The sequence below is a fragment of the Catellatospora bangladeshensis genome (assembly GCF_016862575.1).
Lineage (GTDB): Bacteria > Actinomycetota > Actinomycetes > Mycobacteriales > Micromonosporaceae > Catellatospora > Catellatospora bangladeshensis.
In genome coordinates, this window is record NZ_BONF01000020.1 from 182,445 (window position 1) to 195,113 (window position 12,669).

Below are 12,669 nucleotides of genomic sequence, written 5' to 3' on the forward strand. Positions count from 1 at the left end.
CCCGACTCCCGTGGCGGCCGCCGCCGCGTGCACCCCGCTCCCTCCTTCGCGGCGTGAGACGGAAGGATCCATCCGTGACCCTGACGGTGCGCCCCCGCCGACGGTTCAGGTCCGTTCCCGCGTTCCTCGTTTCGGCGCTCGCCGCCGCCGTGCTGGTGACGGGCGTGCCGTCCGCCGCGATGGCCGAGCCCAACGAGGTCGGCTCCAGCAAGGTCGCGCAGATGCGCAAGACCCTCGACAGCGCCGCGGCGCAGTACCTGGAGGCCGAGGGCCTGCTGGAGGCGTCCAAGACGCAGCAGCGGGAGCTCAACCAGAAGCTGGCCGCCGCGGAGAACCGCTACGCGCGCTCCCGGGCGAGCATCGTGAAGTACGCCGCGGAGGCGTACAAGAGCGGGCGCCTCGGGGTCGTCGGGGTCATGCTGAACGCGACCTCGCCGGACGAGTTCATGAGCCGGACGGCGGCGCTGGAGCGGATGACCGCCCGCGACGAGGCCCGGATCAGCGAGTTCGTCGCCGCGCGCACAGAGATCGACCAGACCAAGGGCGCGATCGACGCCCAGGTCAAGGAGCAGTCGAAGCAGCTGGCGGAGATGACGAAGCTGCGCAAGGCGACCGAGCGGGCGCTGTCGGCGGTGGGCGGCTACGCCGTCGACGGCTGGGTGGACCCGTACGCGCCGACCGCCGCGGCGGCCAAGCGCAACCGGGACGGCAGCTGGCCGAAGGAGAGCTGCTCGGTCGACGACCCCACGCCGGCGAACGGCTGCATCACCCCGCGTACGAAGCACGCGCTCCTGCAGGCGCAGCGGTGGTACCACTACTACGTCTCCTGCTACCGCCCCGGTGACATGTACGAGCACCCCAAGGGCCGGGCCTGCGACTTCTCCTCGGAGCCGAACGGCTTCAAGAACTTCTCCTCCAGGGGTGAGAACAAGCTCTACGGCGACAAGCTGGCGTCGTTCTTCGTGAAGAACGCGAACCGGCTGGGCGTGATGTACGTGATCTGGTACTGCAAGGTCTGGGTGGCCGGTTCCGGGTGGAAGCACTACTCGGCGGCGGGCGGCAACTGCGGCGACTCACCGGCCGGCGACCACACCAACCACGTGCACGTGTCCATCCTCTAGCTGTTCACGACATCACTTCGGCGGCTGTTGTGGGTCCGGCCCACATGGCTGCGTGTGAGGTGTCTCTCTAGCGTGGTCCGCGACCACGAGGTTGACCCACTCCGGCAACGCTGCGGAAACGAACCTCGCGGCATCGGCAGGACCACTCAATGAGGAGATGCAGTGAGCGAGCGCAGCAGACTGCACATTTTTGCGCAGAATGTCGGATTGTCCCGGCGGGTACTCGTCGCGTCCACGGTCGCCGCCGCCCTGCTGGCCGCGGCCGGTTGCAGCAGCCCGCAGGAGGCGGCGCAGGGCGGGGAGGACGCGCCGGTCAAGGTCGGCCTGGTCTACTCCCAGTCCGGCGCCCTGGCCAGCTACGGCAAGCAGTACATCGACGGCTTCAAGGCCGGGCTGGCGCAGGCCACCAACGGCACCAACAAGGTCAACGGGCGCACGATCGAGCTGCTGGAGGCCGACGACGCCGGTGACCCGGCCAAGGCGGTCACCGCGGCGAAGGACATGCTCGGCAAGGGCGTCAAGATCCTGGCCGGCTCGGCGTCCTCCGGGGTCGCGCTGCAGGTCGCGCCGATCGCCGCGCAGAACAAGACGCTGTTCATCTCCGGCCCCGCCGCCACCGACGGCGTCACCGGCGTGAACCGCTACACGTTCCGCTCGGGCCGCCAGTCGTACCAGGACGTGCTCGCCGCGAAGTCGTTCATCGGCGACGCGGCCGGCAAGAAGGTCGTGGTGTTCGCGCAGGACAGCGCGTTCGGCAAGGCCAACGAGGCCGCGGTCACCGCCGTCATCGGCGGCGCGGGCGCCAAGGTCTCCTCGATCCTGGTGCCGGCCAGCGCGACCGACTTCACCCCGTTCGCCGACCAGGTCAACACGGCCAAGCCGGACCTGCTCTTCGTGGCCTGGGCGGGCACCACCGCCACCGCCATGTGGGGCGCGCTGGACCAGCAGGGCGTGCTCACCAGCACCACCGTGGTGACCGGCCTGGACCAGAAGGCGTCGTACCCGGTGTTCGGCGCGGCGGGCGAGAAGATCTCGTTCCTGTCGCACTACTTCGACGGCGCGACCAGCAACGAGGCCGCCAAGGCGGCGTCGGCGAAGATCACCGGCGGGCTGGACCTGTTCTCGCCGGACGGCTTCAACGCCGCGCAGATGGTGGTGCGGGCGATCGCCGAGGGCGGCGACGACGTGGAGAAGATGATCACCGCGCTGGAGGGCTGGAGCTTCGACGGGGTCAAGGGCAAGATGACCATCCGCAAGGACGACCACGCCATGCTCCAGCCGATGTTCCAGGTCAAGCTCGTGGGCTCCGGCGCCGCGGCCAAGCCGCAGCTGGTCAAGGAGCTGGCCCCGGAAGAGGTCACCCCGCCCGCCGTGGCGATGAAGAGCTGACCTGTGGACCACCCCTCCCCGGGTCTCGCCGAGGCTGTGTCCCTGCCCGAACAGCGGCAGGGGCACGGCCTCGGCCCCGCTGAGACCCAAGATGAAGCGGTACTGGCGACCGAGGGCCTGACCTGGCGCATCGGTGAGGTCGCCATCGTCGACGGCGTGAGCCTGCGGCTGCGGGCCGGGGAGTTCCTCGGCGTGATCGGCCCCAACGGCGCGGGCAAGACCTCGCTGTTCAACCTGATCTCGGGCCTGCGTGCGGTGACCGCCGGCCGGGTGCTGCTGCACGGCGCGGACATCACCGCGCTGCCGCCGCACCGCCGCGCCCGCCGCGGCCTCGGCCGCACCTTCCAGTCCTCGTCGGTGTTCGGCGGCCTGTCCGTACGCGAGAACGTCCGGCTGGCCGTGCAGGCGCAGCGTGGTGGCTCGATGGCCCTGTGGCGGCGCGCCTCGGCATACCGCGAGGTCGCCGAGCGGGCCGACGAGTGCCTGGCCACGGTAGGGCTGGCCGGTCGCGGCGAGGTGCTCGCGGGCACCCTGGCGCACGGCGAGAAGCGCAAGCTGGAGATCGCGCTGCTGCTCGCGGGCGAGCCGTCGGTGCTGCTGCTCGACGAGCCCATGGCCGGCGTGTCCGCGGAGGACGTGCCGGAGCTGGTCGAGGTGATCCGGGGCCTGACCGCCCACAGCGACCGCAGCGTGCTCATGGTGGAGCACCACATGGACGTGATCCTCGGGCTGGCCGACCGCCTCGCGGTGATGCACCACGGCGCGCTGCTGGCCTGCGACACCCCGGACGCGGTGATGGCCGACGCCACCGTGCAGGAGGCATACCTGGGGGAGGGCCTGTGAGCGCGCTCCTGGAAGTGAACGATCTCTCTGTCCGCATCGCGGGCCTGCACATCCTGCAGGGCGTGTCCTTCTCGGTGGCGCCGTCCGGGGTGACCGTGCTGCTCGGGCGCAACGGCGTGGGCAAGTCGACCACGCTGCGCGCGATCCTCGGGCTGACCCCGCGCAACGGCGCGGCCACCGGCTCGGTGCGGCTGGGTGGCGAGGAGATCCTCGGCCGCCCCACGCACGGCCTGGTCAAGGCGGGTCTGGGCTTCGTGCCGGAGGACCGGTGTGTGTTCGCCGGGCTCACCGTCGCGGAGAACCTTCGGCTGGCCGAGCGCACCTCGACCCCGGACTACGACCTGGTGTTCAAGCTGTTCCCGGAGCTGTCCAAGCGCTCCCGGCAGCGGGCCGGGTCGCTGTCCGGCGGCCAGCAGCAGATGCTGTCGCTGGGCCGGGTGCTGCTCAACGACAACCGCCTGCTGCTCATCGACGAGCCGACCAAGGGCCTGGCGCCCAAGGTCGTCACCGAGGTGGCCGAGGCACTGGAGCGGGCCGCGTCGGCCGTGCCGGTGCTGCTGGTCGAGCAGAACCTGGCGGTGGTACGCAGGCTCGCCGGTGACGCCGTGGTGATCGCCGCGGGCCAGGTGGCCTGGACCGGCCGGGGCGGCGAGCTGCTGGCCGACCCGGAGCTGACCAGATCGCTGCTGTCCGTCAACGCCGCCGGGGGGCACTGATGTCGACCGTCATCCTGATGACCGTCACCGGCCTCGGCCTGGCGGCGCTGTACTTCCTCGTCGCCTCGGGCCTGTCGCTCGTGTTCGGCCTGGCCGACGTGCTCAACTTCGCGCACGGGCTGTTCCTGTCCGTCGGCGCGTACGCCACCTGGTGGGCGGCGGGCAACCTGCCCGGCGCGGGCGCCGAGGGCTGGGGCTTCGTGCTCGCGGTCGCGTTCGGCGTGCTCGCGGGCACGGTCGTGGCGTCCCTCGTCGAGCTGGTCATGATCAGGCCGCTCTACTCGCGCACCATCGAGCAGGTGCTGGTCACGGTCGGACTGTCGCTGGCCGGGGTGGCCGCGCTGCAGGCCGGGTTCGGCGCGGACCCGCGCCCGTTCCCGCGCCCGGCGTGGACGCAGCAGGTGGTGACCATCGCGGGTGCCCGGGTGCCCATGGACCGGCTGCTGCTCATCGTCGCGGCGCTGGTGGTGCTCGGCGCGCTGCTGGCCTTCCTGCGCTGGACCCGGTACGGCCTGATCATCCGGGCGGGCGTGGAGAACCGGGAGATGGTCACCGCGCTCGGCATCGACGTGCGCAAGGCGTTCACGCTGGTCTTCGCGATCGGCGGGGCCGCCGCGGCGCTGGCCGGCGCGCTGGCCGGGGTCTACTCCGGCAGCGTCTCGCCGACCAGCGGCTCCTCCCTGCTGATCTTCGCGTTCATCGTGGTGGTGATCGGCGGCATGGGCTCGGTGCTGGGCTCGGCGGCCGCCGCCGTCGCGGTGGGCCTGCTCCAGCAGTTCGTCAACTACTACGGCGGCTCGGGCGCCGGAGACGTCTGCGTGGTCGCCCTGCTGGCCCTCGTGCTGCTGTGGCGTCCCGCGGGCCTGGCCGGGAAGGCGGCGGCATGAGCTACCTGAAGAGGTTCTGGCCGGTGGGCGCGTTCGTCGCGCTGGCGCTGCTGCCGTACAGCGGGATCACGATCCCCGGGCTGTTCGACGGGCCGCTCAACTCGCCCGGCGCGCTGCAGGTGCTGGCGCTGTGCCTGGTCTTCGGCGGCCTGGCCGCCGGGTACGACCTGCTGTTCGGGCGGACCGGCCTGCTGTCGTTCGGCCACGCGCTCTACTTCGCGCTCGGCGTGTACGGCACGGACATCCTGATCACCAAGTTCGGCTACCCGCTGCCGCTGGCCGCGCTGCTGGCGGTGCTGTTCGCGACCACGGTCGCGGTGGCGCTGGGCGCGGTGGCGCTGCGCGTGCACGGCATCGCCTTCTCCATGGTCACGCTGGCCTTCGCCCAGGTCGGCGCGATCCTGGTGGCGCGCGACCCGAACGGGCTGACCGGCGGCGAGGAGGGCCTGGCGCTGGACGCGTCCCGGCTGCCCGCGGCGCTGGTCGGGGTGGTGAACACGGTCAACCTGTACTGGCTGGCGCTGGCCTACCTGGGCCTGGTGCTGACGGTGCTGCACCGGGTGGCGCAGTCGCCGACCGGGCGGGTCTTCGCGGGCCTGCGCGACGACGAGCGGCGGGTCGGGGTGCTCGGGCTGGACCCGTACCGCTTCAAGCTGGTCGCCTTCACCCTGTCGGGCGCCCTGGCCGCGCTCGGCGGCGTGGTCTACCTGCTGCTCACGGCGGGCGCGTCACCGCACGTGGCGTCGTCGGACCTGACCCTGACGCTGCTGGTGATGGTCGTGCTCGGCGGTCCGGGCACCCGGTTCGGCCCGGTGCTGGGCGGGGTGCTGTTCACCTACCTGGACCACCGGCTGACCGACGTCGGCGCGTCCGGCGCGGTCGACGCGCTGCCCGGCGTGCTGGCCGGTCCGCTGTCCCAGCCGCTGTTCGTACTGGGCACGATCTTCATCCTGGCCGTCTACTTCTTCCCCGGCGGCCTGGCCGGCCTGCGCACCCGCCTCACCGCGCTGCGCCGCACCGTCACCCCACCACCCCGCCCCTGACCGCCCGCCCACCCGGCGCGACTCTTCCGGCGCACCGCCTTTGCTCTGCACACGAATACGCGACCGTTGCGTATCTGTGTGCAGAGCAAAGCAGCGCGGCGGCGAAGTCACGCTGGTGGGGCGACGACGCGGCCGAAACTGTGGATGGGGAGGCTGTCGATCGGGTCGACGCGGACGCGTTCGCCGAACTGAGGGGCGTGCACCATCCGGTTGCCGCCCAGGTAGATGCCGACGTGGTGCAGGTCGCGGTAGAAGAAGATCAGGTCGCCGGGGACGAGCTGGCCGCGGCTGATGCCGCGGGAGCGCTGCTGCTGGCGGCCGGACTGGTGCGGCAGGTCGATGCCGATCCGGCGGAACGCCGCGGCGACCAGGCCGGAGCAGTCGAAGCCACCGGGGCCCTCCCCGCCCCATTTGTAGTCCTTGCCGACCTGGTCCATGGCGAAGCGCACGACCTTCTCGCTCGCACCCTTCACCCGGGGCACCGCGACCTGCTGCCGGTCGGCGGAGCGGGTCGCCCGCCCCGTGGGCCCGTACGCCTTGGCCCGCAGCGCCTTGAGCTCCTCGATCTTGGCTTCGATGCCGGCCCGCTCCTGGCCGAGCTGCTTCTGCTGGCCGCGGCCCTGGGCCAGCAGCGCGTCGAGCGTGCGCCGCGCGGTGGCGTAGCGCTCGGAGGTGAGCGCGAGCGCGTCGATCTCACGCTGCTGGTGCTGCGTGAACGACTTCATCAGCAGCAGCCGCTCGACCACGTCGCGGGTGGTGCCCGCGTCGAGCAGCAGGCTCAGCGACATGGTCCGGCTGGAGCGGTAGCCGGCGGCGGCGAGCCGGCCGACCGCGTCGCGGCGCTGCGCGATCTGCTCCTTGAGCGGCTCGATCTGGCGCTGCAGCACCCCGGTCTGCGCGGCCGTGGTCTTCAGGTCCTCGCGCAGGTCGTGATACTTCTCCACGACGACTTCGAGCTGGTCGGACTTGGTGCGGATCTGTCGGTCGAGCTCGGCGCTCGACGGTTCGGCGTGCGCGGCACCGGTCATCAGGACGGTGGACGCGAGGAGCGTCGCGCCGGCCCATAACACCAGGCGCCGCGTGGCGGAGTTCGACACGTGGGTAATAACGACAAAGGTGCATGATCGGTGCAGAGCGCAGACCGGGAGGTCACGCGGACGGCCCGCACGGGGCTCCGCGTCGGTTACAGTCACGCCGACGGCAAGCAGGGCAGGGACCGGGCGAGCGCTCGCCCGGTCGGGTCGTAGGGAGACCGCGATGTCCGTACGGACGACATACCAGATCACCGGCATGACCTGCGGGCACTGCGTGAACGCGGTGACCGCCGAGCTGACCGCGCTGCCCGGCGTGCACGACGTCCAGGTGGATCTGGCCGCGGGGCGCGCCGTGGTGACCAGCGACGCCGTCCTGCCGATCGACGAGGTCCGCAACGCCGTCGACGAGGCCGGCTACGAGCTGGCGGGCGTCGATGCCTGAGCAGTCCACGCAGCCGGAGGCCCGGGTCCCGGGGCAGGCCGCGCCCGCCGCGGAGACCGCGCCGGAGCAGGAGTCGCTGGTACGGGCCCAGCAGCGGGCGCGGCCCGCTGGTGACCCGGCCGGCAACCGGATCGGGGTGCTCGTCGGAGGGCTGATCCTGGCGCTGGTCGTCGGCTTCACCCTGGGCAAGCTGCTCGGCCCGGCGGAGAGCCCGACGGCCGGGGCGACCACCGGCGCGCCCGCCGCCGCGCCGGATCCGAGCGCGGGCGGCGCGCACGTGCACAGCCCGCTGGCCAGCGCCGGTTCCGAGGTGGGCGGCCTGTCCGTGAGCAGCGGCGGCTACACCATGGTCCCGGCGGCGGCGGTCTTCGCCGCGCCCGGCCCGCAGGACCTGAAGTTCACCGTCAACGGCGCCGACGGCAAGCCGGTGACCACGTTCGCGATCATGCACGAGAAGCCGCTGCACCTGATCGTGGTGCGCCGGGACATGACCGGCTACCAGCACCTGCACCCCACCATGGCGCCCGACGGCACCTGGTCCGTGCGGGCGGACCTGGCCACCCCGGGCGTGTGGCGGGCGTACGCCGACTTCACCGCGATCAACGCGGCCGGCACGCAGACCGCGCTGGCGCTGGGCACCGACCTCACCGTGGCCGGCGACCACCGGCCGGTGCCGCTGCCCGCCGTGGCGCGCCAGGCGGCCGTGGACGGGCAGACCGTCGTCTTCGAGGGCACGCCCGTCATCGGCGCCAGCCAGCCGCTGCTGTTCACCGTGAAGCAGGGCGGCCAGACCGTCACCGGCCTGGAGCCATACCTGGGCTCCTTCGGGCACCTGGTGGTGCTGCGCGAGCTGGACCTCGGCTACGTGCACGTGCACCCGGAGCCCGCGCTGGTCAACGGCGGGGTCAAGTTCTGGATGTCCGCGCCGAGCCCGGGGCGCTACCGCATGTTCTTCGACTACTCGGTGGGCGGCAAGGTGCGCACCGCGCAGTTCACGGTCGAGGTGAAGTGACCTCGCTGTGACGTATTCGGGGCACCGGGCGGTTTCGACCGCTCGTCACGCTCGGTGCCCGCTGGATCCGTAAACGAAGCTGCCTTTTCACGCAACAGACCGCCGCTGTGGATCCCGAAGACGCAACAGACCAGCGTAAGGACGCAATCCTTCTCGCTACTGCGGCGCGGTTCGGGTGCGTAACCTTGCTGATCGTGACAGAGCGTGACCTGACCCCCACCGCCCGGCGGCCCCGTCCGCGCACCTACCTGATGTGCGCCCCGGAGCACTTCGTCGTCGAGTACGCGATCAACCCGTGGATGGACACCACCGCGCCGGTGGACACCGCCCTGGCCGTCAAGCAGTGGGACGCACTGCGCCAGACCATGGTCGACCTCGGCCACACCGTGCACGTGCTGACCCCGCAGGCGGGCCTGCCGGACATGGTGTTCTCGGCCAACGGCGCGTTCGTGGTCGACGGCGTGGCGTACGGCGCGAAGTTCCGCTACCCGCAGCGGGCCGACGAGGCCGCCGCGCACCGGGCCTTCTACGAGGCCGGCAGCGCCTACCGGTTCGTCGCGCCGACGCAGATCAACGAGGGCGAGGGCGACTTCGCGTACGTGCCGAACGCGCACGGCGGCCTCGCGCTGGCCGGGTACGGCTTCCGTACCGAGCCGGCCGCGCACGCCGAGGCCGAGGAGGCCCTGGGCCGCCCGGTGGTGTCGCTGAAGCTGACCGACCCGCGCTTCTACCACCTCGACGTGGCGCTGACCGTGCTCGACGACGAGAACATCGCCTACTACCCGGGCGCGTTCTCCGAGGCCTCGCAGAAGATCATCGCGCAGCTGTTCCCGGACGCGGTCGTCGCCGACGAGGCCGACGCGCTCGCGTTCGCGCTGAACCTGGTCTCCGACGGCCGCAACGTCGTGATCAACACCGAGTCGGCGGCGTTCGCCGAGAAGCTCACCGCCGCCGGGTACACCCCGGTCATGGTCGACCTCGCCGAGCTGAAGAAGGGCGGCGGCAGCGTCAAGTGCTGCATCGCCGAACTCCGCGACTGAACTCCTGCTCAGGAGCGAAGCTCCCGCCGCGCCGCCGAGGCGTGACGGGAGCTTCGCTCATGCAGGGGGTCGTCAGGCGGGTGGGGTGAAGGCGGTCGTGCGGGTCATGCCGGCGGCGCGGCCCTTGGCGGAGATGACCAGGGCCATCTTGCGCGACGCCTCGTCGATCATCTCGTCGCCGAGCATTACCGCGCCGAGGCGGCCGCCCTGCTCGGAGGTGTAGTAGTCGTACGCGTCGAGGATCAGCTCGGCGTGGTCGTAGTCGGACTGCGCGGGCGAGTAGACCTCGTTGGCGGCGTCGATCTGGCCGGGGTGCAGCACCCACTTGCCGTCGAAGCCCAGCGCGGCGGAGCGCCTGGCCACCTCGGTGAACCCGTCCACGTCCTTGATCTGCAGGTACGGCCCGTCGATGGCCTGCTTGTCGTGCATGCGGGCGGCCATCAGGATGCGCATCAGGATGTAGTGGTACGGGTCGCCCGGGTAGCTCGGGATGAGCGCGCCGACGACCAGCGACTTCATGTTGATCGAGGCCATGAAGTCGGCGGGGCCGAAGATGATGGTCTCCACGCGGGGCGAGGCGGCCGCGATGGCGTCCACGTTGACCAGCCCGGCCGCGTTCTCGATCTGGGCCTCGATGCCGATGCCGCCGACCGGCAGGCCGAGCGACTTCTCCAGCTGGGTGAGCGTCAGGTCGAGCCATTCCACGTGCGCGGCGCTCTGCACCTTGGGCAGCATGATGCAGTCCAGGCTGGCGCCCGCGCCCTCGACGATCTCGATGACGTCCCGGTAGGTCCACGGCGTGGTCAGGTCGTTCACCCGGACGACCCGCGTCTTGCCCGCCCACTCGCCCTCGTTCAGCGCGGCGACGATGTTCTTGCGGGCCTCGGGCTTGGCCAGCGGGGCGACCGCGTCCTCCAGGTCCAGGAAGACCTGGTCGGCGGGCAGGCCCTGGGCCTTGCCGAGCATCTTGACGCTGGAACCCGGCACCGCCAGGCACGACCTGCGGGAACGACCGAGTGCGGCCATCGATACTCCTTAGGGAGCGTTCAGTAGTTGACGCCACGGTAACCTTCCTCCGGTCGAGAGGAGAACGGGACTGTGGAAGATCTCACGCGGCACGCGGTGATCACCGGCGCCACGTCCGGCATCGGGCAGGCCGCGGCCGTCGCACTGGCGCGACAGGGCTGGCAGGTCACCGTGGTGGGGCGCGACCCCGGCCGGCTGGACGCGACGCTCGGCGTGGTCCGCCAGGCGGCGGCCGGGCCCGCCCCGGCCGGGCTGCTGGCCGACTTCGCGGACCTCTCGCAGGTGCGGGAACTGGCCGCCAAGCTCTCCGGGCAGCGCGTCGACGTGCTGGCCAACAACGCCGGGCTGGTCGTCGGCAAGCGGGTCACCACCGTGGACGGTCACGAGCTGACCATCCAGACCAACCACCTGGCGCCGTTCCTGCTGACCACGCTGCTGCGCGAGCAGCTCGCCCCGGGCGCGCGGATCGTGAACACGGCGTCCATGGCGCACACCTGGGGCGCGGTCGATCCGGCCGATCTGGACCGCACCCGTGGCCGCTACAGCAGCTGGCTGGCGTACGGCGCGTCCAAGCGCGCCAACATCATGTTCGCCGCCGAGGCGGCGCGACGCTGGCCCGAGCTGCTCAGCTTCTCGTTCCATCCGGGTGTGGTGCGCACGCGCTTCGGCACGCCGATCGCGCGGCTCTTCTACAAGATCGGGCCGGGCCTGGCCACTCCCGAGCAGGGCGCCGACCAGCTCGTCTGGCTCGCCACGGCGGACCCGGCGCAGCTGCAGAACGGTGCGTACTACGTACTGCGCAAGGTGACCGCGCCACACCGGCAGGCCCGCGACGCGCAGCAGGCCGCCGCTCTCTGGGAGGCGAGCGAGGCCGCCGTCCGCTGAGGGCGCTCAAACACGATCAGGGCTCCCGCCGTGCGCCGGCGGCACGGCGGGAGCCCTGATCGTGAGCTGGGGTCAGTACGAGCTGGACGAGCCGACCGCCCCGAGGATGCCCAGCATGGGCAGCACGAAGGCGCAGAGGCAGCCGACCACGCCGAGGCCGGTGATGATCCAGCCGACGATGATGGCGGCCTTGGCCAGGCCCTCACCGTCCTCGCCGGACTGGCGGATCTGCTTCATCGCCGAGTGGCCCAGGATCGCGCCGATCGGGGCGGTGATCCAGGTCAGCAGCCCGACCAGCGACAGGATGAGCGCCACCAGCGCCATGCTGTTCTGCGGGCGGGCGGCCGGGTAGTACGGCTGCTGCGCGTAGGGCTGGGCGTAGGGCTGCTGCCCGGCGGGCGGCGTGGCCGACTTGTACGCCTCACCGTAGGGCGGCGTGGGCGGCGCGACCGGCGAGCCGGGCGGCGCGACCGGCGAGCCGGGCACGACGGGGGACCCGTACGCGGGCGGCTGCGCGTAGGGGTTGGCCGCCGGCGGCGGCGCGTACGGGTCCGGCTGGGCCGCGTACGGGTCCTGGCCGGAAGGTGGCGGGTAGGACATGAAGGCTCTCCCTGGTCTGCCAGTCGCTGCTGTTAGCTGTTCTGGATCTCGTTCCAGAAGTTCGGGTCGTTGATGGCGCCGATCACCAGGAGCACCACCATGATCGCGGTCAGCGCCACCGCGGCCCAGCCCGTGGCGATGCCGGCGATGGCCATGCCCCGGCCCTGCTGACCCCGCTCCTTGATCTGCTTCAGGCTGATGTGGCCCAGGATCGCACCGATCAGGCCGGGCAGCGCGCCCATTCCGTAGCAGCAGCAGGTGGCCACGCCGACGATCCCCAGGACGAGGGACGCGATCGCCATGCCGTTGGTGACGCCGCCCGGGGCGGCGGCGGGCTGGTAGGCGGCGTACGGCGTGGCGTACGGCGAGCCGCTGGTCGGCGGGGTGCTGTACGGGTTGGCGCTCACGGGCGGCGGGGCGTACGGGTCCGGCGCCATCGGCGGCTGCGCGTACGGATCGGGCTGTGGCGCGAAGGGGTCATGCCCGGCCGGCGGCGGGTAGGTCATGGGGGTGCGGTCTCCTCGTCGAAGGGTTCAGCGCACGGTAGCGAACCCGGTGAACCTTTTCACAGTGACGGTGCTGTCAAGCGGCTTGGATGGGACGGGGCCCCGGCTCATACTCAGCAAAACTG

14 protein-coding genes are annotated in these 12,669 nt (G+C 71.7%); 10 read left to right on the top strand and 4 right to left on the bottom strand.

Annotation, left to right across the window (positions count from 1 at the left end; translation table 11 throughout):
- Window positions 1–74 precede the first annotated feature (74 nt).
- The 6 genes from Cba03nite_RS19270 to Cba03nite_RS19295 all read left to right on the top strand — a co-directional run bounded on the left by Cba03nite_RS19270 (window position 75) and on the right by Cba03nite_RS19295 (window position 5,999).
- The gene (locus tag Cba03nite_RS19270; protein WP_239125867.1) at window positions 75–1,121 is read left to right on the top strand and encodes a coiled-coil domain-containing protein; all 1,047 of its coding nucleotides are present in this window, start codon (window positions 75–77) and stop codon (window positions 1,119–1,121) included.
- A gap of 207 nt (window positions 1,122–1,328) precedes the next feature.
- Window positions 1,329–2,510, top strand: coding sequence for a substrate-binding domain-containing protein (locus Cba03nite_RS19275; protein ID WP_203747852.1), 1,182 nt, complete (start codon window positions 1,329–1,331; stop codon window positions 2,508–2,510).
- A gap of 102 nt (window positions 2,511–2,612) precedes the next feature.
- On the top strand, window positions 2,613–3,353 hold the full coding sequence (locus Cba03nite_RS19280) for an ABC transporter ATP-binding protein (RefSeq protein ID WP_203748048.1): 741 nt from the start codon (window positions 2,613–2,615) through the stop codon (window positions 3,351–3,353).
- Window positions 3,350–4,069: an ABC transporter ATP-binding protein gene (locus Cba03nite_RS19285; protein WP_203747855.1), complete on the top strand. Its 720-nt coding sequence runs from the start codon at window positions 3,350–3,352 to the stop codon at window positions 4,067–4,069. Before Cba03nite_RS19280 ends, Cba03nite_RS19285 begins: the two co-directional genes overlap by 4 nt.
- A complete protein-coding gene (locus Cba03nite_RS19290; protein WP_203747858.1) occupies window positions 4,069–4,956 on the top strand; it encodes a branched-chain amino acid ABC transporter permease in 888 nt (295 codons plus the stop codon). Before Cba03nite_RS19285 ends, Cba03nite_RS19290 begins: the two co-directional genes overlap by 1 nt.
- Complete coding sequence (locus Cba03nite_RS19295; RefSeq protein WP_203747861.1) at window positions 4,953–5,999, top strand: branched-chain amino acid ABC transporter permease; 1,047 nt, start codon at window positions 4,953–4,955, stop codon at window positions 5,997–5,999. Before Cba03nite_RS19290 ends, Cba03nite_RS19295 begins: the two co-directional genes overlap by 4 nt.
- Before the next feature lie 107 nt (window positions 6,000–6,106).
- Here Cba03nite_RS19295 and Cba03nite_RS19300 read toward each other — a convergent pair whose 3' ends face one another.
- On the bottom strand, window positions 6,107–7,096 hold the full coding sequence (locus tag Cba03nite_RS19300; protein ID WP_203747864.1) for an NlpC/P60 family protein: 990 nt from the start codon (window positions 7,094–7,096) through the stop codon (window positions 6,107–6,109).
- Window positions 7,097–7,256: 160 nt separating this feature from the next.
- Between Cba03nite_RS19300 and Cba03nite_RS19305 the strand changes: the two genes are divergently transcribed.
- The 3 genes from Cba03nite_RS19305 (at window position 7,257) to ddaH (ending at window position 9,527) form a co-directional block, all read left to right on the top strand.
- On the top strand, window positions 7,257–7,475 hold the full coding sequence (locus Cba03nite_RS19305; RefSeq protein WP_203747867.1) for a heavy-metal-associated domain-containing protein: 219 nt from the start codon (window positions 7,257–7,259) through the stop codon (window positions 7,473–7,475).
- Window positions 7,468–8,487 carry a DUF8832 domain-containing protein gene (locus Cba03nite_RS19310; RefSeq protein ID WP_239125868.1) on the top strand — a complete coding sequence of 340 codons (1,020 nt, stop codon included), beginning with the start codon at window positions 7,468–7,470 and terminating at the stop codon, window positions 8,485–8,487. The genes Cba03nite_RS19305 and Cba03nite_RS19310 overlap by 8 nt, the downstream gene beginning before the upstream one ends.
- Before the next feature lie 194 nt (window positions 8,488–8,681).
- On the top strand, window positions 8,682–9,527 hold the full coding sequence (gene ddaH, locus Cba03nite_RS19315) for a dimethylargininase (RefSeq protein ID WP_346113160.1): 846 nt from the start codon (window positions 8,682–8,684) through the stop codon (window positions 9,525–9,527).
- 72 nt (window positions 9,528–9,599) lie between these two features.
- Here the strand turns inward: ddaH and Cba03nite_RS19320 are convergent, their stop codons facing one another.
- Window positions 9,600–10,553 (bottom strand): HpcH/HpaI aldolase/citrate lyase family protein, encoded by a 954-nt coding sequence (locus tag Cba03nite_RS19320; RefSeq protein WP_203747869.1) that lies wholly within the window; start codon window positions 10,551–10,553, stop codon window positions 9,600–9,602.
- A 72-nt stretch (window positions 10,554–10,625) separates the two neighbouring features.
- Here Cba03nite_RS19320 and Cba03nite_RS19325 point away from each other — a divergent pair, with 72 nt between their 5' ends.
- The gene (locus tag Cba03nite_RS19325; protein ID WP_203747872.1) at window positions 10,626–11,438 is read left to right on the top strand and encodes an SDR family NAD(P)-dependent oxidoreductase; all 813 of its coding nucleotides are present in this window, start codon (window positions 10,626–10,628) and stop codon (window positions 11,436–11,438) included.
- A gap of 72 nt (window positions 11,439–11,510) precedes the next feature.
- On the opposite strand, the gene Cba03nite_RS19330 is transcribed toward Cba03nite_RS19325, so the two are convergent.
- Window positions 11,511–12,038: a DUF4190 domain-containing protein gene (locus Cba03nite_RS19330; RefSeq protein WP_203747875.1), complete on the bottom strand. Its 528-nt coding sequence runs from the start codon at window positions 12,036–12,038 to the stop codon at window positions 11,511–11,513.
- 32 nt (window positions 12,039–12,070) lie between these two features.
- On the bottom strand, window positions 12,071–12,544 hold the full coding sequence (locus tag Cba03nite_RS19335; RefSeq protein WP_203747878.1) for a DUF4190 domain-containing protein: 474 nt from the start codon (window positions 12,542–12,544) through the stop codon (window positions 12,071–12,073).
- Window positions 12,545–12,669 lie beyond the last annotated feature (125 nt).

Bases quoted from the DNA above. Each gene is read 5' to 3' on its own strand.
- Cba03nite_RS19320 (WP_203747869.1), bottom strand. From the start codon at position 10,553: ATGGCCGCACTCGGTCGTTCCCGCAGGTCGTGCCTGGCGGTGCCGGGT.
- Cba03nite_RS19330 (WP_203747875.1), bottom strand. From the start codon at position 12,038: ATGTCCTACCCGCCACCTTCCGGCCAGGACCCGTACGCGGCCCAGCCG.
- Cba03nite_RS19295 (WP_203747861.1), top strand. From the start codon at position 4,953: ATGAGCTACCTGAAGAGGTTCTGGCCGGTGGGCGCGTTCGTCGCGCTG.
- Cba03nite_RS19310 (WP_239125868.1), top strand. From the start codon at position 7,468: ATGCCTGAGCAGTCCACGCAGCCGGAGGCCCGGGTCCCGGGGCAGGCC.
- Cba03nite_RS19335 (WP_203747878.1), bottom strand. From the start codon at position 12,544: ATGACCTACCCGCCGCCGGCCGGGCATGACCCCTTCGCGCCACAGCCC.
- Cba03nite_RS19290 (WP_203747858.1), top strand. From the start codon at position 4,069: ATGTCGACCGTCATCCTGATGACCGTCACCGGCCTCGGCCTGGCGGCG.
- Cba03nite_RS19305 (WP_203747867.1), top strand. From the start codon at position 7,257: ATGTCCGTACGGACGACATACCAGATCACCGGCATGACCTGCGGGCAC.